We start from the raw sequence: 24,254 nt of genomic DNA on the forward strand, positions 1-24,254 counted from the left end.
CTTAGTCCTTTTCCCATTTTTCCCAGGAAGCATCCAGGGAAAAATCCTCCCTGCTCAGACTCAGGTGGGGATTGTAGTAGGGATCCCCCTGCCCCAGCAACTTATCCCAGCGCTCCTCGCAGAACTCTCGTTCCTGCTTGAAACGGTCCATCTTTTCCGGGGTATTTTCATAGCCGCGGCTGATGGATTCGTGGTGATAGAGTTCGGCAAAGGGGGTGTAGACGATCAGGTAGCCCTGCCTGCGGATGCGCAGACAGAGGTCAACGTCGTTGAAGGCATGGCTCAAGCCCTCTTCAAAGCCGCCGATCTCCGCAAACACGCTTCTCCTGGTCAGGAGGCAGGCCGCGGTGACCGCGCTCAGATTCTGAACGGTCTTCAAGCGGCCAAAATAGCCATACTCCCTACCCTGGGCATACTTATGGGCGTGGCCGGCCACCCCGCCGATGCCAAGGATCACCCCGCCATGCTGGACCGTGTTGTTGGCATAGTAGAGCAGGCTGCCCACCGCTCCCACCTCGGGACGCTGGATATGGCCCAGCATCTCCTCCAGCCAGGTGGGCGAGATCACCTCGGTGTCGTTGTTGAGAAAGAGCAGAAAGGGTTCGCTGGTCTGGCCCACGGCAAAGTTGTTGATGGCCGAGAAGTTGAAGGGCTGATTGTAATGGAGGATATGTACCTGCTCCCGGGACTCCAGGGAGCGGTAATAGGCAAAGGTCTGCTCCTCCTCGCTGCCGTTATCCACGATATAGATCCGGTAGTGCTGGTAGCTGGTGCGCTCCAGGATGGAATCCACGCAGCGCTTCAGGACCTGAACCTGATCCTTGCTGGGGATAATGATCGCCAGCGGATGGGGGGCGCTGAGCCGGTAATGGATCCGGTAGGAACCGAGAAAGAGCCCATCCTCCACCCTGCCGGCGAGCTTGAGCCGCGCCAGGTGCTCCCTGAGTGCCTTTCTGCCGCTCTTGTAGGCATACATCTTGGCATCCCCCCTTTTACCCACCGAGCCCTCGATGGCCCGCCAGTGGTAGAGGATCTGGGGGATGTGACCGATCTGCCGGGCCTGTTCGCTGACCCGGAGAAAAAGATCATAGTCCTGGGAGCCCTCAAAACCCGCCCGGAAGCCGCCGGTACGCTCCAGGAGCTGCCGCCGGACCAGGGTGAAGTGGCAGAGGTAGTTGTAGCTGCGCAGGGTGTCCGGCGACCAGTCGGGCTTGAAGAAGGGATCGTAGCGATGGCCCGACTCGCTGAGCTTGTCCTCATCCGAGTAGATACAGTCCAGCTCCGGGTTGGCGTCCAGGGCCCGGACCACCTCCAGGAGGGCATGGGGAGCCAGTTCATCGTCATTATCGAGAAAGCCGACGAACTCGCCCCGGGCCATGGCCAGAGCCGCATTGGAGGCCATGGCGATCCCCTGGTTCTCCTCCAGGAAGCGGACCTCGATCCGTTGGTCGGCCGCGGCCAGCTCTGCCAGCATGGCCCGTAACTCCGGGTCGGTGGAGCAGTCATCGGCGATACAGAGCTGCCAGTGACCATACCACTGCTGCTGAACCGACTGGACCGCAGCAAGCAGCCAGGCGGGTTTGACGTTATAGACCGGCATCACCAGGCTGATCAGGGGCTGGCGCTCCAAGGCCGCAATCCTTGCCTCTGCCTGCTCTCCCAGCTGCCGGAGATACTGCGCCTCCCCGGCCTGCCACTGCTGATACTCGCCCTTGATCAGACCCAAGCGGGTCAGGGGCAAGAGCAGGTATTCCCGGCTCCAGCGTCTGGCTGCCGGCAGATGGACGCTCTGCAGGGAGGGGAAGAGATGGAGCAGCTGGACCCGAATCAGGCGCCTGAAAAACTCGGCCGTTCGCCAGACCTTGGAACCGGTCACCGCGGCAAGCTCCTGCTCCAGCCGCCGGATAGTCCGCTGCTGCTTGTTCAGCTGGGCCCGGAGCTCAGCCAGCTCGGTGACCTGCTGTTGTCCTGCGGCCTCTGCTGCATCTGTTCCTAGGTGCTGTTCGTTCATCCCTGGCCTGCCTCCCCTTTGAGCAGCTCTTCCCTGGTGGCTGGATCCTTGCACCAGCTCAGGTTGCGCTTCACCGCATAGTCTTCCCGCTCCAGACTGAAGTTGGGATTGAAGTAGGGATCACCGGCCTGGAGCAACTCCTGCCACTTCTCCTGAAAGAAGCCCACCTCCCGCTGGAAGCGGGCCTTCTTTTCCGGGGTATCCTCATAGCCCCGGGAGGCAGACTCATGGTGGTAGGCCTCTGCATAGGGGGTCCAGATGTTGAGAAAGCCCTGGGCCCTAAGCTTGAGGCAGAAGTCCACATCGTTGAGTGCGACCCCGAAATGGGTCTCATCCAGCCCCCCCACCTGCTCGTAGCAGCTGCGCTTGACCATCAGCAGGGCCGCGGTGACCGCACTGAGGTTCTGAATACAGAACAGCCGGTTAAAGTAACCGGCAGAGTCCCGGGGAAACTGACGATGGCCATGGCCGGCAAAGCCGCCGATACCGATGATCACCCCGGCATGCTGGATGGTATCATCCGGGTAGTAGAGCTTGGCGCCCACCGCACCCACCTCAGGCCGCTGGGAATGCTCCAGCATGGCCTCCAGCCAGTCCAGGTTGATGACCTCGATGTCGTTGTTCATCAGCACCAGCTGTTCCCCTCTGGCCTGGCTTACCCCGAAGTTGTTGATGGCCGAGTAGTTGAAGGGCTGGTTATACTCGACAAAGCGGACCTGGCCATCCCGGGTGGCTAGCTGCTCCATCAGCTCAAAGGTCTCGGCCTGGCTGGAGTTGTTGCTGATGCCGATGATCTCGTAGTGGGGGTAGTGGCTCCGCTCCCGGATGGCCTGGATACAACCCTTCAAGAGCTCGGGCTGGTCAGAGAAGGGGATCAGGATGGAGACCAGGGGCCTGGCCGTCAGCTCACGTCTGAGCCGGTAGTAAAAGGGCAGGTTGCCGTAAAAGACCTCACCCTGCAGCCCCCGCCGCTCCAGGGCCGACTCCAGGGCCAGCTTACCGGCCCTGTCGGCATAGGACTTGGCCCCGGGATTACCGCTGGTGGAGGTTTCCAGGCTCCGCCAACGGTAGAGTACCTTGGGGATATGGACGATCCGCTCACTCTGCTCGCTCACCTTGAGGAGCAGGTCATAGTCCTGGGCCCCGTCGCAGGAGGAACTGAGCCCGCCCACCCGCTGGAAGAGCTCAGCCCTCAGCACCAGGAAGTGGGTGATATAGTTATGACAGAGGAGCAGATCCGGCGAGAAGTCGGGCTTATGGTGGGCCTCCTGAAATGCCCCCTCAGGATCGACGATGCACTCGTCGGAGTAGATGATCTCCGCCTCCTGGAGATTGATGGTGCGCACCACCTCCAGGAGGGCATCCCTGGTCAGTTCATCGTCGTTATCAAGAAAGGCATAGTAGCTGCCCGTTGCCAGCTCTGCAGCCGCATTGGTTGCCCCGGCAATCCCCTGGTTGCCAGGAAGATAGCTGACCCGGATCCGCGCATCCAGCTCACTGTACTCGGCCAGCAGCGGCCGGACATGGTCGGCAGGGCTGGCATCATCCACCAGACAGAGCTCCCAGTGCTCATAGCTCTGGGCCAGGACCGACTCTATGCAGGCCCGGAGATAACGGGCCGGCACGTTGTAGACCGGGACCAGGATACTGATGGTCGGCCGGCTGATGAAGTTATCCTCAACCTGACAGGTCGCCCGCCCCTCCCACACCCCGCTGCGGAGGAAATGCACCAGAGGATTTTCTCCGCTGGCAGCCACATCCGGATTCTGCTCCAGGTAGTAGGCCCCATCAAAGAGCGGGTTGGGATTGTAGCCCTGAACCGCGCCCTCCTGGAGATAATGGGCCAGGGGATTCGCCCCACTGGCCCGCACCTGGGGATAACTGCGCAGGTAGTAGGCGGTCTCAAACATGGGGCAGGGGTTGTTCCCCTGCTGCCAGCCCTGGGCAATATAGTGGTAGAGGGGGTTGATGCCCTGCTCCGCGCTTTCAGGATAGCGCCTGCGATACCACCAGGTCGCAAACAGCGGGTTGGGATCCCTGCCCTCACTGTAGCCATACTGGAGGTAATGGATCACCGGGTCGATCAGGCTCGACTGGAGATCCGGATTCTCACGAAGATAATAGTCGGCATCAAAGAGGCCTGAGCGGACAATGGCCCGGTAGGGCCTCTGCAGCATAAACCTGGCCTTGACCAGGGTGTAGAGCAGCTTGCGCGCGCTCAGCCGGGCCAGTCCCTGCCAACTGAGCGATACCGCCGGCTGGTCGAACTCCACGGAGCGATGACGGGCCAGCTCGCCCCGGCAGGCCGCCAGCTCCTGCTGCTGCTGCTCCAGGAGTTGATCCTTGCGCTGCAGGAGGTAGAAGAAGGCCTCCTTGCCGATACGCAGGAAATTGAGGGTCACGCTGAAGCGGGCAATCCGGTTGGTGTAAAAACAGGCATCAGGAAACTGATAATCCACATAGGGGGTATTATCGTTGAAGACCAGGTTGACGCTGTTGTTATCGATGGTATTGGCCTGAAACTCTTCCAAAACGATGGAATAGCCGGTCTCAGAGCTCAGCTCGACCCGGCTGAGGTGGATGGCGCAGTAGTCGTTGACCGGGTGGAATCGCAGCCCACGCACGTTACGGAATCCAGTGACATCAAAGGAGATGGATCGTGTCAAGGGGTCCAGCTTCTGGGTCAGGGTCTGCGCCTCGTTGTAGCCGTCGCCGGTGTCCACATAGAGTCGGGTAACCAGGGACTCCTCGGGCCGGTCCAGGAGCTTGTCTATCCAGATCTGGATATTGTCGGAAAAGAGGCGTGGATGCTTATGATAGATCTTCTCCAGGGTCTCCACCTTCTGCTCCTTCTGCTTGGAGCGGACCATGGAGTCGGCGGTGATCCGGTAATGAAAGAGAATCTCCGGGATCTTGTGGACCAGGGCCCCCTGTTCGATCAGGGAAAGCCAGAAGTCCCAATCCTCCCAGCCATGGACCATGGCCGGATCATAGCCGCCCACTGCCTGCCACTGGCTGCGCCTGAAGAAGCTGGAACAGAAGATCACGTTATCCAGGAGCATGTTGTCCAGGGAGTATTCCGGCAGGATCCACTCGCTCTCCAGCTCACCAAAGAGCCGGGCCCGGCAGTAGACGATGCCGATATCCGGGCTCTGTTCCAGGATCCGGACCGCCTGCTCCAGGTAGGTCGGGCCGATCCGGTCGTCAGCATCCAGGGGCAGGATATACTCCCCCCTGGCCTCGCTGATCCCGTTATTCCGGGCTGCAGCCAAGCCCTGGTTGTCGGTGCTCACCACCCGGGTTTTGGCCTTGGAGTAGGTTCCGAGCAGCTGGTTGGTAAACTCGTCACTGGAGCCATCGTTGACGATGATGATCTCAAAATTCTGACAGCTCTGGGCAAGCACCGAATCAACGGCGTCGTCCACATAGATCCCCTGGTTATAACAGGGAATGATCACACTTACTTTGGGCGAGGAGTGCATAGAGAAGGGCGTAAAGGCAAAGATGGGATAGAGACGGCGACCGGGACGGTGCACAGGGGATTACCGCCCCTGTGCACCCTCATTCAGACGCGCTTATTTGGCCTGGGAGAGGAGTTGATCAAAGTAGGCGATCGTCGGCTGGAGTCCCTGCTCCAGGGTGATGGACGGCTGCCAATCGATCATCTCCTTGGCCAGGGTGATATCCGGCCGGCGCTGCAGGGGATCATCGCTGGGCAAGGGTTTGAAACTCAGTTTTGAGGCAGAACCGGTGATCTCGATCACCATCTCGGCCAACTCCCTGATGGTGAACTCACCGGGATTGCCCATGTTCATGGGACCGGTAAAGGCATCGTCCGTATCCATGATCCCGACAAAGGCATCGATCAGGTCATCCACATAGCAGAAGGAACGGGTCTGGCTGCCATCCCCATAGACGGTGATGGGTTCATTCTGGAGGGCCTGGACGATGAAGTTGGAGACCACCCGACCATCGTGGGGGTGCATCCGGGGACCATAGGTGTTGAAGATCCGCCCCACCTTGATCCTTAGCTGATGCTGGCGATTGTAATCGAAGAACAGGGTCTCGGCACAACGCTTTCCTTCATCATAACAGGACCTGAAGCCTATGGGATTCACCCGCCCCCAGTAGGACTCCGGCTGGGGATGGACCTGGGGATCGCCATAGACCTCGCTGGTCGAGGCCTGGAAGATCTTGGCCTTGACCCGCTTGGCCAAGCCCAGCATGTTGATGGCCCCGTGGACACAGGTCTTGGTGGTCTGCACCGGATCAAACTGATAGTGGATCGGCGAGGCAGGACAGGCCAGATTATAGATCTCGTCCACCTCCACATAGAGGGGAAAGGTCACGTCATGGCGGAGCAGCTCAAAGTTGGGATTATCCAGCAAATGGATAATATTCTCCTTGGTGCCGGTAAAGAAGTTGTCCAGGCAGAGGATATCATTACCCTCGGCCAGGAGTCGTTCACAGAGGTGCGAGCCGAGAAAGCCGCTGCCGCCTGTTATCAATACACGTTTTTTTGAAAAATTCACCGCAACTCCATGGAGTTGATTTTATAAAAAGAGGACTGGGATAGGTATCTCAGCGGGTATGCCAGTCATAGGCGGTCTGAATGATGGTCCTGGCATCAGAAAAACGGGGTTCCCACTGCAGCAGCTCTCTGGCCTTGGCAGCATCGGCCACCAAGACCGGCGGATCGCCGTCTCTGCGATCACCATAGACCGAGGGGATCTCCCGGCCACAGACCGCAGCGGCGATATCGACAATCTCCCTGACCGAGGTCCCGGTCTCTGAACCCAGGTTAAACTGGTCGCTTGCTCCGCCGGCCTCCAACATGGCCAAGGCCCGGACATGGGCATCGGCCAAATCCATCACATGGACGTAATCCCTGATGGCGGTGCCGTCCGGGGTGGGATAATCGTCACCATAGATCACGATCTGTTTGCGTTTGCCCAGGGCAGCCTCCAGCACCAGCGGGATCAGGTGGGTCTCCGGGAAGTGGTCCTCGCCGGTCTCGCCGGCAGGATCAGCACCGGCGGCATTGAAGTAGCGCAGGGCCACATGTTTGAGTCCGTAGGCGCGGTCATAATCGGCCAGGACCTGCTCGATCATCAACTTGCTCCAGCCATAGGGATTAATCGGCTGCTGGGCAGAGGCCTCGGTGAGCGGCAGGGTTTCCGGCACCCCAAAGGTTGCACAGGTACTTGAGAAAACAATATTTTTGCAGTCAACAGACCTCATCACTTCAAGTAAGTTTACGGTGCCGGTTACATTATTGGTATAATATTTCCCCGGATCAACTACCGATTCACCAACGTAACCGAAAGCTGCAAAGTGAATAACCGCGATGGGATTATACCTATCAAATACTCCCTTCAGCCTATCGAAATCAAGAATATCCCCCTCTTCAAACGGCCCCCATTTCACCGCCTCTTTATGACCGTAGATTAGATTATCATAGGTTACGGGCAAGTAACCGTTATTTTTAAGAACTTTACAAGTGTGACTGCCTATATATCCAGCCCCACCGCTTATAAGAACCACCTTGTTGCTCATTATTTTATCACCTTCGGCCCTGACAAAAATAAAAAGTTGACCAGGCTCATTCCACAATGTCCACTGTGGGGCCTGACATCGGAACATTAAAAAATATTATTGCTGGAGACTGCGTTCCTTGCCAACCGGATCCACCTCAAATTGAACGTGTGACAAGGCCTCTTTCCGAGTAAGTTCAGAAACATTCTGCTCTATCTTCTCAATCGCCGACAATAGCTTGAAAATTATCAAAAAAACCATGAGGAAGCCAATCATAACAACCGCATTAAAATTGTCCTCCATCCCAAGTAGTCGTGCAAAAAGTATAGTCGAGTTGGGATACACTGCAACCGTCCCCATCCCCCCCCAGACGACCAGACGAGCAGAAAATTTCAGTAAAGTCTGGCCTGATTCACGCTTAAAAAACTCCTTCGCCCCCTGAAACAACATAACAGACGATATTGCAATAACTATTATCTGATATAACTGAATGTTCATAGCACCCTTGCTTTGATTGTTTAAAATTACACGAAAAGCCCCCACACCATACGTACAAGCGTCTTGATGCCGTTTACAAAGCCTTGTTTTTGCAGCTTCCCCATCGAATATTGAGTATACCTGACCTTGATAGGCACTTCCGTACAGGACAACCGGTTGTTATTAATTTCTCTGATAACCTTACTGTCGTATTCATACTTATCCGCCTTGGTATCGATAATCCCGGCAGCATATCTCGAATAGGCCCTGAACCCAGATTGGCTGTCAGAAACGTGCATCCCGTACAATAGCCATGTAACGGTATTACCTATCTTATTAGCTATAATTTTTACAGCAGGCATCTCGCCCTTCTTCCTTCGCCTAGATCCAAGCACTACCTCGTACTCATTAGCAAGTATAGGCGCAATCAAATGCTGTATATCTGCCGGATCATGCTGCCCATCACCATCCATGGTTACGATGACGTCCGCACCCAATCTGTTGGCTGCAATTATTCCCGTTTTCACCGCAGCCCCCTTACCTCTATTAATCATGTGCCTTAGAGCAACAACGCCTGCACAGCCGGACGCTTCCTCATGGGTTGAGTCACTAGAACCATCATCGACCACAACCAAGTGATAATCACCTGATGCCCGAATTTCACGGATAACATCGCCAATAACCGTGGCTTCGTTATAAACTGGAATAACAATAAAAATTTTTATTTGACTAGACATATAAAGCAGGCACCATCTCACAATTTGCTAAGAAAAAAACTGGGCCCAGTCATCCCCGGTTTATCGCCAGTGACCCAACAAAACTACACCCCATGCCCACCGAGATATTCAACAAAACCGACCCAGGGGAAGTAGATCTATATTCAGCCTAGATCAACCTGACCGCAGTGGACAATATCCTTGGCTGTTTTATTTCCATTTGGCTCCCCCCCCCCGAACTCAACAAAACTTACAGATCCCCAGCAAGAGTGAAGCCTATTGCCGAAAGGCACTTCGACCTAATCGATACCATCTCGCCTGATCTCACAGCGGTCTCAGTAGCAAGCGCCAAAGATTAAAGTTTTTTACGATTCAAATGAACGTTAGCGGATTTTGAATCAGCGACACGAGCAGACGGCGGAACTGAGGAAAATATTAATCCGCCCTTAACTGTGTCCAACGACGAGTATACTGGGCACACCTCTATTTTCCCCAGACTTATCAAGAACATGAAACAATTGCATGTACATTACTCAACCCTTATTACCAGCAAACTATAGCCAGGCGGCTTGAACCTGGATGACAGATTAAAGGCCGCCTTGAAAAAATGCTTTTTCTTCTAATCTCGGCGTTGCGCTCAAAATTTTATCCTCGGAATATCAAACATATGCCTACGGTAAATTTTATAGCGCGCCTTGACCTTGATCGAAAAATCTATTTTTTCAAGGTACCCTAAAGATCAAGGCCTCAAACTGTAGGGACTACTATTTTCAACGTCATTCTATGATAATCAACCAGCCCCGGTTTAAAAGAGAAACCTTAAAACCATTCCTCTCGCATGGTCTAGATACCTGCTGTTTGTGCTCTGATTGGCTTTCATTGGAAATGAATTTCGACCTGATCACAAAATCACATATACTTATAAAAAACAAAACTCTTCTTATTTAGATCGGTGTTATATATAACTTTTTCTTCTAATAAATAATATTTTTTACTTTTAAAACTCAACTCCGGCAAAGGCTCAACTCCGTCAAGATGAGCAATATAGAGGACGTCAAAGACCTTTTCATCAATTAATTTTTTATCATCGGTAACGAAGACATTACCATGACCATTATAACGAGAAAAAGATGTCAGCTCACCTAGAGGCATCTTGTAATTAAGAACAGCCCCTCTCTCCACATCAATTATATTAAAAAATTTATCAAAGTTCAATATTCGCTTTAAATGCAAAACACTCCACGGGACACTGATCTCCCACCTTTGTGAATCATCATAACCTACATATATATATACATCCTCACCATCAACATCACCGAACTCTTCATCGATATCATCAGCCACGTCATAAAGTGCCGTCACTCCATAATTAGAAACACTAAACAAATATTGTTTCTCCTTAACTGATTCCCCATAGTAACCACAATAAAGAAACATGTAAGACATGACGACTATCCCAAAAAATAGATATGATTTACCCCCATATCTTTCCTTCAAAACCGAAAAAACGAACGAGACTGCGTATGATACCAAAAAAGAAAAAAAGAAAACAGAAGGATAAACATATTTTACCAGAACAGGTTTCCATGGAAACAGAACAACCAGGAACCCGACAGACAAGAACAACAATAGCAACGCAAAACGAATATGGTTTTCGACAATGATATCATTGACCTTTTGGCCACGAAGCATACCTGCCAGCACAAAAAAAACAGCTACAAAAACAAAGCTAAAAACATTCACAAGAGAATACTTTGAAACAAGCACCCATAATTGGCCAAACACAGAAACCAGTCCCAAGCAACTAACGTTATATGAACTCGCGTACCCCCGGCTATTTACAGCCACGAAACCTACAACGCCTATGGCAAGAACAACACTTAACGCAGACTGTACAACAACAGCCTTTGTTGGCCACGCATATTCCTTACCAAATCGAAAAAATAACAATTCCAACAGAACAAGTAAGCATAAAGCACAGGCGATGATTACAGAAGTTTCTTTCACAAGAAAAGAGACAAATAGCGCTAACAGCGATATCGAAAAATATAAATACTTCTTAACAGTAGAATTTTCGTATTTAAAAGAGGAAAACAGAGAAAACAGCCAAAGAGAAGCCAGCAAAACCAAAGGTATTTCTTGGCTATCGATAAAATTCTGAAGCAGATTCTCTGCCAAAGACGGTGATAACGGAACAAAAAAGACAGGCAACAGAGAGAATAAAATCGTATTACAAAATCTATATACGGAGAGCATCAACAGAGCCATTGACACGACCACTGAAAGCAGTAAGAAAAAACCTGTTATCCGCAAGTCCCCATTCAGTAAATCGAGATAAGGTCGCGCCTCTTCGGTAGCTTCGTTGTCGTATACCACCGGTGACAAAAAATAGGGGATTGAAATATACGTAAAAAAGGCCGGCCTGAATCTACCGTGAACCAAGTCTTCCTTAACTATTTTCTCAATTTTTTCAACCACTGACAAGTGCTCATCCAGATGAATTTCTGGATAGATCGAAACCCACCCATTGGCCAATGGTCGATAGCGCACAGCATCATCTATAGCCAAATCGAGATAGCTGAATACATACGCAGCAGCCAAAAAAAGAACAAAAAAACAAACAGCAAGGCCTTTTGCGCGACTCTTATCAATCATGCGGTATTATTTGTTGAAAATTTAACCAATAACGGCGGCACTACTTATCTTCTCCAGGAAGTTTAGCTGCACTTACCAAATAGTTAGGCCTTCCCTTGACCTCCATAAAAATACGGCCCACATACTCACCAAATAGCCCCAAAAAAATGAGCTGCACCCCACCCAAAAAATAGACACCAGCCATTAACGACACCCACCCCGAAACAGCTTGATCAGAAAACAACTTGATCATAATCGCATAAAAAACATATGTAAAACTAACCATTGCGATCAAAAAACCCGTTACCGCCGCCAACCTCAGCGGCAAAAAACTAAATGAGGAAATTCCATCAACAGCGAGCCTGAGCATTTTCCTGTAGGTATACTTGCTCACCCCGCCTCTTCGTCGTTCTGGGGTATAGGCGACCTCACACTGTCTAAACCCAAGCCATGCGACCAGGCCTCTATAAAAAACATCCCTTTCTTTCAATCCTCTAACAGCATGGACTACCTTTTCATCAAACAATCTAAAATCAGCCGCACCCTTTTTAAGGTCAACGTCTGCAATCTTCCCAATTAACCAATAAAAAAAAGAGGAAGTATATCTTTTTACCAGAGAGACCTCTCCCCCTTCTTTCCGGGTGGTAAAAACAACATCATACCCCTCTATCCACTTATCAATCATCTCAGGAATCAAACCAGGGGGATGCTGATGATCTCCATCCAAAGTAATCACAATATCTCCGGTACAGTGATCAAACCCGGCTCGCAGCGCATTCTGGTGACCAAAATTGCGCGAGAAGGAGATAAAATAAACTTTACCATTTTTATTGGACAAATCCTGGATCAACTGTAATGAATTATCCTTGCTCCCATCATTAATAAAGACAATCTCAAAATCAGCATAACCTGACAAAATTGACATTATCTCATCAGAAAGAGATACAACATTATCCTCTTCATTATACACAGGAATTAACACAGAAATCTTGCCAACGATTCTCGGCGAGCGACTAACATGACTTTTCACAACAGCTCTCTATATTTTTCCAGCAACCTTCTATCAACGACTTCACTCTCTAAATATTTTTTATAGTACTCCTTTGAAGCCAATGACATTTTCTCCCTATACTGACGATCACGGTAAGCTTTTTTAAGCACATCTACCATTTCGTCTGGACTGTCAACCTCAACCCATCCAATTTCACCAGAAGGAAGACCTCTCATTGCACCTTTCCTCGCGATTATCACTCGTCCGTGCGCAAGCGCCTCCACTCCTTTTATTTGCACTCCGGTACCGCTGGAGGTTAGCATTAACACGATACCGCACTTCTCGTATGGTTCCGAAGATGCTGCATAATTTCCTTCCGACAAGAACCTATCATCGTCTCCGACATAATCAGAGATAGAGCCGTAGCAATGCACTTGGGTTGGCATTTTTTCAGTACTGCTTTTCAACCATTCCAGCCCTTCTACATTATGATGATTACCAGAGGCAACAACACATACCTCAGATGCATCCGCACACTCAAGAGGCTTGACTCTTGGAGGGCTCCAATGTACGTTTTTCATCCCTCTTTGAATCAATTTATCCCGATCTTCTATCGATACCGTCACTATCAGGTCAGCCAAAGCTAATTCAGCGCTCTCCCTTCTCACCCCCTCCCACATAAGATCAGACCACATATCATGCAGCACGACGACCTTGGGACATGCACAAGGTAGCCGAGACCAGTAAGAGTAATGTATTTCCGCGATATCTTTATTCACGGTTTGCTCATACCACCAGTCACTTGGAAATGCGTAACGATGGTATAAGTTAGAATGCCCAAAGGCCTTTTCCTGTTTTAATATTTTAAAAAAACAGGCATAGAGCATCCCTATAACATACGGAAACGAGCTCCCCCCCCACTTGTTGCGGAACACCAACTCAAAGCCCTGCCCCTTTAAATCTTGAACAATGTCTGCACCCCAACCTCCACCTACAGGAAGCTGCCTGGCTGAAGCGACAGTACAACGTCCCTGTTTATTCAAAAAATGCAAATGTTTCAAAAAAATCACCCGGGCCCCTGTCGTGCACGGCAACGGGGCATATGGAATCAATGATACCGAATTCATTTTTCCGACAACACTCTTTCAAAAAAAACTATCTGTTTTTCGGCAATTTGCTTAGGAGAGTATACACTTCGAACCTTTTCAAAGCCGCTCAATCCTGCCTTACGGCGCAATGAAACATCTTCCAGAAAGCGCACTATATACTCTACAAAGCTATATCCATCTGGTTGCGCACTGTAGTTAGTTGTGCCCACGATCATGTCAGGCATACCGCCTACCTCACTTGTTACCAATGCCTTTTTACGTGCCATGGACTCCAAGACTACGTTAGGAAAGGTGTCCCACCGGGAGGGGACAATAACCACCCAAGCCCTTTGATAAGCCCGATTCAGTGCCTCCTGATCGAGATGTCCAAGGAATACCAACTTTTCCAAAGAGTTCCCACCGTGACGACAGAGCCAGTCCTGTATAGAACCAATCCCTCTTGCATAGCTGTCTCCCCCAGCAATCTCCAAGCGAATTTCTGGAAAACGGTATGAGACACAATCCAGCAAACGCAGCAAATAATCAACCCCTTTACCAAAATCCATTCTCCCTACAAAAAGGATTGTGGGAGATTCAGACTCTTCATTCTTCCAATCATAGTTAAGACACACCGGATTGGGAATCACTTCAACTGCTTGAGGAAGCGACAGGTGATGCTGCTCTGCTAAATCAACAATTGCCTGACAAGGTGCCGTTATGGCATCAGCAAGTTCCATGCTCCGCCTTTCAGCAAACAGACGTCCACGTTGCCTGATACAGGCCAATTTAACCACTGCATATTGCCAAAAATACTTTGCCTGGGCATAACGCATGGTCGAAAACACGTCGTTATAATGGAGCTTAATACAAACAGGCGGTCGTGATTTAAACCGTAAAAGCGGGTACGATTCACCGAGATGATCCGCACCCTCTATTATATCGATCTGGTGAGTCTGGGCAATTTCTAGAATTTTTTCAGCTACTGGAAGAGAACCAATTTGAGCAAAATCAAAGATGCGATAAACAAGCCCATTCTCTAAATACTCTATTTCAGCACACTCTGGATATCGACTTGTCACTATCACTACAAAGTGCCCCTGTTCACGCAAGGCGGCTGAAACGACAGATATATATTGCCCTATCCCAGACCCCTGGGGCGGATATTCCCATTTATGAAATAATATTCTCATGTATTACTGCAAAGAAGCAAGAATCTACAACCAACAGCAAACCTAGTCGAGTAATCCATCTCAATCCAAATTAATTTTTGAAATTTTAGAATAGGCCTTCATGACATCCCCCATAACTACTCTGATATCATATTTCTCCTCAGCCTTTCTCCTGGCAACTCTTGCCATTTTTTCTCGATATTGGTTGTCAGAAAGGACTGTAAGTATCGCCTCTGCGAACTTTTCCGCATTCCCCACAGGGGTGACAACTCCATTTTCACCATCTGTTATCACCGCCATATTACCGGGTATATCTGAAACAACGGCAGGGATACCCCAACTCTGCGATTCGATTAAGGCGTTGGAAAGGCCCTCTACCCGAGAGGGCAATACAAACAAAGAAGCATCACAATAATATTTACCTGGGTCGTCAACTCGCCCTACAAAGGTAACAGAATTCGTACACTTATTTTCCACAAGGTAGTCGACCCATTCGGAGCTGTCTCCGCCACCAACCACTGTCAGTCTCGCCTGGTGATTTTTCTCTGCTACAATACACCAGGCTTTGAACAACACATCAAAGGCCTTCCAGTCACTGCCCTGGGTTAAGTTCCCTACATATAAAACCTGATCAGGGAAACTGCGACTCACCTTTGAAGGTAAATGAACTCCGTTGGGGATTTGAAAAATACGATCTTCCCTAATGCCTTTCCCGACCAGCTCATCTTGAGTAAAAGCGGTCATGGCTATGTACCATGGAAGACGCCTTTGCCGATCCAAGATCCTCCGAAAAGGTACATCATAGCCAATGACGGGTAGAGCTGGCGTGGTTGCCTCCTGACATAATATGGCAGAAGAAGAATAGTTGGAAACAATCTGTGCGACCCCTCCCAGCCAAGAGGGCTCATGAAGATGAATGACATCAACCTTTCGCCCTGTAAACAACACCACAACAAACAGCTCAATCATGAACGAGAGGCGACTAATCCAGTTCAAGGGGAGCGACAACCAAAAAAAAGCACTATTGCTTACCTTGTTTTTTCGAAAAGATTGCGAACCGGAATTTGGCTTGCACAGCAGAGACAAGAAACGACGCACTACCCTTTGCCACCCTGCACGCAAAGGCGCCAAGGTACCTAACCGGAGGATTCTTACCTTTCCGTCATAATCCAATCTCCTCATGGACCAACTGGACCAAGAAGTAATTATTTCGCAGTCAACGTCCCTAGCAAACAGTTCCTGCGCCACCATCCTGGCTTGTCGCTCAGATCCACCTTGAAGACCGGGCCAGTAATCCCATATCAACAGCCAAACTTTCATGCTATTATCCGACAACCCAAAAAAACTCGCGCCCAAACGCGTTCGCTTTGAAATCCCAAAACATTTACGGTCAACCCTTACCAGCAAGAAGCACGAGCAAAGAAGCTACTCCGAGCAACACACCCGTACCTTTTTGCAGGGACAGAGGCTCGCCCCATATAAGTACACCCGCCATTATGACTAATAACATCACAGCGATAGTATTAACTGGACTTGCTAAACTTATTGGAAAGAGCTTCAACGCGTTGGAATAGAAAAAGAACGCAAGAAAGTATACAGCGACACTCAAAGCCATTACCATAAACCAGCTAAAAGTGTTTGGCTGTTTAGTTGACGCCACCTTTAAAAGAACCTGCGCCAGGGCAGAGAATACGACAGGAATGAGAAGGAAAAAATACTTAGTTATCAACAAAAACACCGCTATTGAAAGCAACCAAAGAAAATTTCAAGCTACACCTCCACCCATCCCTCCCAGACGGGATCATAGCCGATCGGGGTAATCCTTGCATGATATTTGCCCCAGATAACCTTTGGCAGGAGACACAAAAGCAAAGTACCGTCTGATTATATTTCAAAAAAAAGTTATGCTTTATTCAGTATCAAACACTTGCCCGAAGAGATCCTGACTCTTCGATGTTTCATGTGGATTTCAGTACATTCTGAACCGGTGACACGAGAGGATAGATGATACTGAAAAAAGTTCCACGTTAGCCCAACCTCGCGACGGAAAGACAAAATACCGTGTAATTTAAAAATGTTATCCATACCTGGTCGTTCAGTATGGCACTACATCTTTCATTTTGTTGCAATGGTAGGCCGTATCTATTTCCTTAACCGGACAGCAGTGACTAAAAGTGCAAAATTTTTATACCCCTGTAATGGCGTGCTTTAAATTTTCGTAGCCGACGAACAACCTTCGCCACAGATTTTTTTTAAAAATCAATCTCGCTAAGTTGGGCTAAGCAGCGCCTTCTTCCCTAATGCCAGCAGCAATAACATCCGATATTTCCCAAGAAAATCATACCTCGGCATTCGCATGTATCGAGCAACCAATGCGCTGTTTCGCTCTACACAGTTCCTATAACAGACAGCAAACCACACTTTTCGGATGTACATCAGCCACAGGGAACGCTGTCCCATTGTTTCCGCCATCGAGACCGCCCGTTCGAACCAGTCATATGCCGACCTAATCTCAGCTTCATTATCTTGCAGGCGATTATGGACAATTCTAAGGTGCAGTTCCAGTTCATCATCCGAAACAGGCTCTTGCGAATAGACATCTAGCATGTGCCGATAGATCGCCAAACTTGCCTGTCGACGTTCCTGCTGACGAGTAGACGTGATGTTCTCAGAATGCATGCGATATGCAACAAGAGACCTCGACACATTACCGCAAACCACACCGCTCAATACAAGACGCGACCATAACTCAAGATCCTGTGCAACACAAAACTCAGGATCGTATGTCAAGCCTGCCTCGGCCATGACGCTTCGCCGAAACATCACAGAAGAATGGACAAAGGGACATTCCCACAGGATAGAAGCATGGATATCCTGCATATTGACTGGCGTGCGAATACGCCCTTTGCTCTGCCCAATGATTCGCGCCCAGGTACCGCAGACCCCTGCATCGGGATGTCTACGCATCCAGGTCATTTGATGCTCAAATCGTCGTGGGTACGAGATGTCATCTGCATCCATACGTGCAATGTAGTCACCACGTGCAACGCCCCACCCTTTCAACAAGGACAATGTCAATCCCAGGCGTTCTTCATTGTGCAATAACACTAGAGGAAGCTGACTGGTGTAGCTCTGTAGAATGCACGATGTATCATCATCTGATGCATCGTCGACAACCACAATCTCATCTGCCGGATGTGTTTGCTGGCAAAGACCATCCAGAGCATCTCGCAAGTACGTCGCTCCGTTTCGAACTGCCATCAACACGGAAATCTGAATCTTGGCATGATGACTCACAACACCATATCCTCACCCAGAGATTCAAAGACAACTCTATGCCTTTCGAGCCACGATACGACGTCGAAATCATCTACTGCCCGGCGCCGGGCGGCGCGCGAATAACTAGAATATGATGCCATAATCGTCTCAACACCTGCGGCCATATCCGTCGCCGATGGCCAATGACGCGCCTCCCAATCAACTGGTGCGGGAATCCCAACCCCCGAATCGGCATCAACCTGTTCAGGAATACCGCCTGATGCCGAGTAGACAACGGGCAATCCTGATGCCATGGCCTCAACAACCAGGCGCGGACAGCAATCATTGTACTGGGAATGCAGCAGTATATGAGAGCGCCGAAACAACTCAGGGGCCGCCTTCTGGGAGTACGGCCCACTGATCGAAACATATGACTCAATATGTCGCTTAGACAGGTAGTCTCTAACCTGTTGCTCTGCAACATCTTCTTCTGCCCACGCGAGACGCCCCGCAATTTCCAGATAGGCATCTACTCCATTGTTCCGCAACTCATAGATTACATTTAGCGCAGTCTCTACACGACGGAAAAGATTATGAGTTCCTGCGATAAGAAGCCGAAGGGGTTCGAGCGGCAAAGGTTTGTCTATGGGACAGAAGCAGTCTGTGTTTACAGGGTTATGCAGGATTTCACATGCACTATCACGTTTACCAATATATCGATCAGCCGCTAACTTACAAAAATGACTCTGATAGAAAACATAATCCGCCTCCTGCAAAACAGAGCGTATAAAGTGGTTTGTGCGTTTCCACGCCCCACCATGTACAGGATAAGAGACCCCATTCTGGTTGAGCACAACCTTGGCGCCATTCTCTCTGGCAATTCTCGCCATGGTGTTGGCATAAGGCGGCAGTGCGCTGCTGACCAGATACAGAATATTCGGCTGCTCTGCGCAATTCGGAAAGATCATCTGCAGATCCTGAACCTTAATAATTCCCCCACCACTTAATTCGTCTCTAGACTGCATCGAGTCAGCCCCGTAATACACGCGACATCCTTCCGAAGGTTGTGGCTGTCGCCATCGCTGACGTTCACGCCGCCAAATCTGACACTTCGAGATAATCTCGTAGAAATAGTTCATAAAGAAATCACCTACTGGTTGCTGCATCCGGGTCCGGCTGAAATTCGCAACGATATTGCAAAACAAACTCATTACTCTTCACGCATATCATCAGTCACTATCAGGTATGCATCGGCTTCCAACCTGAACGATGCTGAAAAAGCTCAGGAGCCAGATCGACACACATCGCCAGTGCCCAGGTAAACATGACTGCACCATGCATATCACTTTCAGGCAGGCCACATGTAACCTGACACCCAAAGTACGAGCTCTCGGCGCGATCAGGAAAAAATGAAAAGCCGCCATCGTCACGAATGAACCGTTGCAGATGAGCGACAGAATCCGCAACTAACGTGTTAATCTGGTGGCAATACTTAGTCGAATCACACCCACGCGAAGCATTCCACACGACATACAGACGATTTAAAAAACCACATCCATCACTTTCAAAGGGCTGACTCAGTGCAAATCTCATCAGTGCAGACGAATCAGGAAAAGGACGATCCAACCAATTCAACATTGAAAAAACCTTCATTGCCCCATTGATCTTCATGTTGTCAGGAATGTCCCCCTCATACCAGCACCCATCGTCTCTCTGAATGGTCGCAAGGCAACCGCAGACAGCGTTGACCACAGATTCATAATCGTCGACATTCCTGAACATACGGTTATTGACCGAAAGAAAGAACATCTCATGCGACAGATGACTGGCACAGCCCCACGGTGTCGTCCAGTCCAACGAATGGAAATACTCAACGGCCTTGTCTGGTGATGTAAGTCCGGCAGGCAGGGGATACCGAAGTTTATGTCCATACTCCAGCAGGACTGAGGCAATCTGCCTGGTATCTGCACGAAGGTTCCGCTCTCTTTGAATACGTGCAGGCACCGGCCATTCACAGAGTCTCAAAATAGCGGCTATATACGTTTTCCAGGTAGGCACCGGCACATCGGCCAAAAAAGGATCAGCAAAGTAGCCGTCCTCTCTTTGATTTGACGCCAGGAACTCGAGGCCACCTTTGACTCTCTCGGCCGGCCACTTGAAATGCAGCCCGCAATTCCATGCCGCTTTCAACGCGAAGCATGTCGAGAAGAATGCTGCATTCCCCTCGATCGGGATCAGACTGCCTTCCGTCGAATAACGAAAACGACCCTCGTCAAGATCGCTGGCCACCTTTTCGAACCACGCTCCAAGAGCATCTCGATATATTGCCAGATCAAACACGCTTCCCTCCTAGTATGGTTCTCTTCATATGAGACAACCACATAATGGTTCGGTACTTGATGACCGGCAGCACTCCAAACTCACGCCACAGCAGTCGTTCGAGGTTCACCGTGGCCCAGATACAAGAGATACGTGAAACAGGCCGTGTATCTAACGTACCTGCGAAGGCCACATATTGAGAAGCCAACACCTTCATTGTCGGAAGTTGCTCGACGCTTTCATATTGATGATGATTAAGAACAATTCGGTCCAGCAAATCCGGAATTTCTTCCGGCGACTCATATAGCTCGCCACGGTCCTTTGGCAGCACCTCCGGGTTGCTCGTAGTATTGGATGCCACAACAACTTTTCCTGAATAAATAGCCTCCAACAGCATATTTGAACACGCTTCCACGCGTGATGGAAAGATGAAGATATCGTGCTCTGCCAACAGACGAGCTAACTGGTCAGGTGCAACGGGAGGGCGAACTACGATGTTACTATAAGTTACCTGAGTTCTTCCCACAAATGTAAACGCATACCTATAGAAATCCAAGACATCATCCAGGTATGCGAGAACGTCTCCTCCCTTGTTGTAATTGTCAGACCATGATGCGTACAGCAGTCGAACCTTGCCCCCTTCCTCAGCCTCATCTCTCCACACCACATCGCTGGGAGGAAAGTGCTTCTCGCCAGGCACATTGATGATAACGGTTGCCGGAACATTCTCGGGTGCCCCAGCGGTGATATTGGCACCTTTAGACCAGGATGACTGATAGACAATCCCATCGGCGAACTGACGGAGGAAATAGAAAAAAAGGCGATCCCAGCAGGACTGATCCTCGGTTCCCCGTGCAATTGAAATAGGCCCGGCCAAGCGGCAAAGCAGCTTCTTGCCATGTTTGCACTTCAAGCGGATCGCCTCTGACATCAATCCGAATATCCGAAAAGAAGGAGAGAGATTGAGCAGGACGATATCACATTCTTCAGGGCTGTTCGCGTAATGACCGTCCACTGCGAAACGCTCGCCAACCGAGTTCATAAAATTGTTCCCGCCCCCGGAAGGGCCGGAACTGGAAACATACAGACAATAAAATTTCATACCGGCGATCTATTTAATTTTTACTGAAATATCTGCCCCATTCGCTCAAGCAACGCCCCATAGTTGTTAACCCTGATCGTTTGCTGGAAAGTTGTTCCAACCACTTCTTCGGTGAATTGCGGATCCTCCATGCAGCGTGTTACCAGTTCTGCAGCTTCTTGAGGGGAACTGTAGATCATACTCGGTGCAAGAAAGTCGGCAGCCATCCCAACTCTCGTGGCTATTACGGGAACCTTGCAGAGGGCTGTTTCTACAGCAGCCATAGGGGCACCTTCTGATTTCGAAGAGACAATATAGAGATCGCATAGGTTGTAGAATAGATTTGTTTCGGATTTTGACAGAAAGTTCTTCCCATCATGATAATCATCGCGTCCCGAAATGACGTACGACTCGTCTCCGATATAGTAGTATGGTATCGAGAGACGTTGGCATTGCTTAATGATGTAGTGGCGCCGCGGTCCCCCAAGAAGCAACACAAACTTATCCTGATCCAGACGCTGCAGCACACTCAACAGAAGGTCCGGATCCTTTTGCCACTTCGGCTTATCGAGCTCATCCCCCAGAGAGTCGCGCTGCAGCGAGCCTATTACATAGCGCCCCTTAAGTCTGGAATAGTCAAGCCCCAGGCGAGCAGCTAAGTCCTTTTTCGATAAGCGTACGGGAGAGTAAATCGTTTCATCTACATACACAGGATTGTAGTGCATTGCCGATTCTTCTATTCCCTCAGCTTTCAGAAACTCGAACTGCTGGGTATTGAAATAGATATACTCATCCGCAATTTTCCTTATGGGCTCAAAGTATTCGGGATGAAATGCTGGGTTACTGCTCAGAACAGCGTAGAAACGCTTGTTGGGGAAAGCGCGCTTAAGCAAGAACCAGTACCATTTAATCATGTGGTACCATGTGACTGCGACTATTGCCTCTGCGGCTATTGGGTTCCCTACAATCTGATGTCCGAGTTCTCTCAGGACCTTTCTGTAATGGACCTCATCGACCCCCGTGGCCCACATCTGGTCACACCCAATAATGTATATCTTCATTCGGAGCCCTCAAAGTAAAATCGTTGCGTTCCACGATAGATACAGGCTGCATAAACAGCCCTGCGGTCAGAATTCAGTATTCTGTGCGGCAAGCATCTTGCGTTGACTTATCTTCCTTTGTTTCAATTTGTACGCCGTACCTCGCCTCTGGTCCCAATGCTTGAATGGCGACCAGGCAATATCCAGAAGCGTATGCTTAATGGCTTTACCTGGGCTGCCGTTCATCCAGAAACAGTCCGCAGCATAACGATGCCCTTGCGCCATGGCATCGCGACGGAGTGATTGGTATGGCTGCGCCTCTGGCATGGCATACAGATTCCTCGCGATGCTTAGCCGCTCCAGCGCACGCGTCTCGGGCCACTCGTTATGGCTCTTCGTCGCACTGTGATAACGGTAGTAGACCAATTTCTCGTGGAGATAGAGGGCAGGTTTGAGAATGGCCAGTCGCAGCAACAGGTCTATATCCATCACAAAATGCAGATCTTCGTTGAGCCCACCGACCTGCAGAACCAGGTCACGATCCATTAGGCATCCCGGCTGAGTACCCGTTTTCAGCGTCGCTATGGATCTGCCGACATCGGGGGCCAGCCGCGTCGGCGGACCAAAGGCATTCTCGGTCGTTGCATGAAGGCTGCCATCGGCGTAGATAACATCTTCATAGCCGTGTACTAAACTTGCCTCAGGATGTTCCAAAAGCGCATTAACAGCCTTAAACAGACAACAAGGGGTCAAGATATCATCTGAGTTCTGCCAGTTAAAATACTTACCAGTGGACTTCCTTAACCCTTTATTGATGGCATCACTCTGCCCCCGGTCCTTCTCGCTCACCCAAAAGGTCAGCCAAGGTTCATACTTTCGAATAATATTGACACTGCCATCCGATGACTCTGCATCATACACAAGAAACTCAAGATCCGGATACCCCTGGAGCAAAACCGAGCGTATCGATTCCTCAATAAATTCTGCCTGGTTGTATGACGGCATAACGATGCTCACACGAGGCCAATCAACACGTTTCCTTAACCATGCAGAACTGTCGCTAGCCTCGGTCCATGGCCAGCCAGTCCGACCTGCAGGTGGCGCTGGGATATCTTGTAACGACGGACACCTCATCTAATCTCCTCTGTATTATCGTTGCCCATTTTCTATTCGCTTAGGCCAACTCTCTTTTCACATTCAGCATAACCTGACATATCAATCTCCCTACCCGCTCTCCGTGAGAATGTTATTGCTGCCTCATGTGTTGCATGTTCACCATCTGAGTAAAACTCAGGCCCTACAAACTCATGGTTAAAGTAAGTAACCACCGGTAAAACCGGTGGCTTTAAAAAACTGTGAACCGCTCAAAGCGGTATGTTAAAAAGTTTCGCTGACCACCATTCGGTGGTCGCCTATTGTAATAATGACAGTTGCTCGACACGCTTATCTTCTTTTTCTTGCTCACGGATATAAGCACGAACAACATCCTCATCGGTGCCAAAAGTTGAAACAAAATAGCCTCGCGCCCAGAAACTCATGCCGCCATAGTTTTTCGGCTATATCCGAATCTCCCAACGAGGTAACTCCCGACACAGCCGGTGGCCCCATGGTTTGACAGCACATTTATAGTGTCCGGAAACCTGGCGGAATTTGCCCAGGAATATCCAGGTCCCCGACGGTCAGGAAAATCATGTCTGAGAAGGCCTCCAGATTCCGAAATCCACTGGCCCTGTTTTTGACGATTTTGATAATTCTGTTGAGCCCCTCGGCGATGGCATTAGTGAGGCCAAGCTCTACGAATGGTGTCAGCCGCTGCTCGTGCTTTTTGACTGTTTTAACAAACTTCTTGATAGGCTCCAGGCGGCTCCTGTTTGCCGTCTTGCACCAGTTGCCGAGGAATTCCTTGGCAGCTGCTTGATCTTTGAGATCCCAGAA

At 50.0% G+C, this 24,254-nt stretch carries 19 protein-coding genes and 1 pseudogene; all 20 read right to left on the bottom strand.

What is annotated here, in order from left to right:
- Position 1 precedes the first annotated feature (1 nt).
- Positions 2–2,011: a glycosyltransferase family 2 protein gene (locus G494_RS21395; RefSeq protein WP_051305209.1), complete on the bottom strand. Its 2,010-nt coding sequence runs from the start codon at positions 2,009–2,011 to the stop codon at positions 2–4.
- On the bottom strand, positions 2,008–5,547 hold the full coding sequence (locus G494_RS24965; RefSeq protein ID WP_051305211.1) for a glycosyltransferase: 3,540 nt from the start codon (positions 5,545–5,547) through the stop codon (positions 2,008–2,010). The genes G494_RS21395 and G494_RS24965 overlap by 4 nt, the downstream gene beginning before the upstream one ends.
- Positions 5,548–5,586: 39 nt before the next feature.
- On the bottom strand, positions 5,587–6,543 hold the full coding sequence (locus G494_RS0101500) for a UDP-glucuronic acid decarboxylase family protein (RefSeq protein ID WP_028583100.1): 957 nt from the start codon (positions 6,541–6,543) through the stop codon (positions 5,587–5,589).
- Positions 6,544–6,592: 49 nt separating this feature from the next.
- Positions 6,593–7,654, bottom strand: coding sequence for a UDP-glucose 4-epimerase GalE (gene galE / locus G494_RS0101505; RefSeq protein WP_332307517.1), 1,062 nt, complete (start codon positions 7,652–7,654; stop codon positions 6,593–6,595).
- Between the two features lie 9 nt (positions 7,655–7,663).
- A complete protein-coding gene (locus tag G494_RS0101510) occupies positions 7,664–8,044 on the bottom strand; it encodes a DUF2304 domain-containing protein (protein ID WP_028583102.1) in 381 nt (126 codons plus the stop codon).
- Between the two features lie 26 nt (positions 8,045–8,070).
- Complete coding sequence (locus tag G494_RS0101515; protein WP_035245054.1) at positions 8,071–8,760, bottom strand: glycosyltransferase family 2 protein; 690 nt, start codon at positions 8,758–8,760, stop codon at positions 8,071–8,073.
- Between the two features lie 888 nt (positions 8,761–9,648).
- Entirely contained in the window at positions 9,649–11,394 is a 1,746-nt protein-coding gene (locus tag G494_RS0101520) for a hypothetical protein (protein WP_028583104.1), read from the bottom strand.
- A gap of 40 nt (positions 11,395–11,434) precedes the next feature.
- Positions 11,435–12,403: a glycosyltransferase family 2 protein gene (locus G494_RS0101525; protein ID WP_208597623.1), complete on the bottom strand. Its 969-nt coding sequence runs from the start codon at positions 12,401–12,403 to the stop codon at positions 11,435–11,437.
- Positions 12,400–13,143: a glycosyltransferase family protein gene (locus tag G494_RS0101530; RefSeq protein ID WP_208597624.1), complete on the bottom strand. Its 744-nt coding sequence runs from the start codon at positions 13,141–13,143 to the stop codon at positions 12,400–12,402. Before G494_RS0101530 ends, G494_RS0101525 begins: the two co-directional genes overlap by 4 nt.
- Positions 13,144–13,487: 344 nt before the next feature.
- On the bottom strand, positions 13,488–14,642 hold the full coding sequence (locus G494_RS0101535) for a glycosyltransferase family 4 protein (protein ID WP_084456266.1): 1,155 nt from the start codon (positions 14,640–14,642) through the stop codon (positions 13,488–13,490).
- 60 nt (positions 14,643–14,702) lie between these two features.
- The gene (locus G494_RS0101540; RefSeq protein WP_153305720.1) at positions 14,703–15,941 is read right to left on the bottom strand and encodes a glycosyltransferase family 4 protein; all 1,239 of its coding nucleotides are present in this window, start codon (positions 15,939–15,941) and stop codon (positions 14,703–14,705) included.
- 70 nt (positions 15,942–16,011) lie between these two features.
- Entirely contained in the window at positions 16,012–16,350 is a 339-nt protein-coding gene (locus tag G494_RS0101545; RefSeq protein ID WP_161629917.1) for an SMR family transporter, read from the bottom strand.
- A gap of 539 nt (positions 16,351–16,889) precedes the next feature.
- Positions 16,890–17,918: a glycosyltransferase gene (locus tag G494_RS24970; RefSeq protein WP_051305213.1), complete on the bottom strand. Its 1,029-nt coding sequence runs from the start codon at positions 17,916–17,918 to the stop codon at positions 16,890–16,892.
- Positions 17,915–19,018: a glycosyltransferase family 4 protein gene (locus G494_RS0101555; protein ID WP_161629918.1), complete on the bottom strand. Its 1,104-nt coding sequence runs from the start codon at positions 19,016–19,018 to the stop codon at positions 17,915–17,917. Before G494_RS0101555 ends, G494_RS24970 begins: the two co-directional genes overlap by 4 nt.
- A 100-nt stretch (positions 19,019–19,118) precedes the next feature.
- Positions 19,119–20,219: a hypothetical protein gene (locus tag G494_RS0101560; RefSeq protein ID WP_028583111.1), complete on the bottom strand. Its 1,101-nt coding sequence runs from the start codon at positions 20,217–20,219 to the stop codon at positions 19,119–19,121.
- Positions 20,212–21,240: a glycosyltransferase gene (locus G494_RS0101565; protein WP_028583112.1), complete on the bottom strand. Its 1,029-nt coding sequence runs from the start codon at positions 21,238–21,240 to the stop codon at positions 20,212–20,214. The genes G494_RS0101560 and G494_RS0101565 overlap by 8 nt, the downstream gene beginning before the upstream one ends.
- Positions 21,241–21,320: 80 nt before the next feature.
- The gene (locus tag G494_RS0101570; protein ID WP_028583113.1) at positions 21,321–22,340 is read right to left on the bottom strand and encodes a glycosyltransferase; all 1,020 of its coding nucleotides are present in this window, start codon (positions 22,338–22,340) and stop codon (positions 21,321–21,323) included.
- A 66-nt stretch (positions 22,341–22,406) separates the two neighbouring features.
- Positions 22,407–23,453: a glycosyltransferase family 2 protein gene (locus G494_RS24975; protein ID WP_084456272.1), complete on the bottom strand. Its 1,047-nt coding sequence runs from the start codon at positions 23,451–23,453 to the stop codon at positions 22,407–22,409.
- Positions 23,454–23,731: 278 nt separating this feature from the next.
- A pseudogene (locus G494_RS25960) lies at positions 23,732–23,860 on the bottom strand (transposase); the annotation flags it as partial.
- An 82-nt stretch (positions 23,861–23,942) separates the two neighbouring features.
- The coding region (locus tag G494_RS21415; protein WP_161629919.1) for a transposase at positions 23,943–24,254 on the bottom strand (312 nt) is incomplete at its 5' end.

Source organism: Desulfogranum mediterraneum DSM 13871 (genome assembly GCF_000429965.1).
GTDB lineage: Bacteria > Desulfobacterota > Desulfobulbia > Desulfobulbales > Desulfobulbaceae > Desulfogranum > Desulfogranum mediterraneum.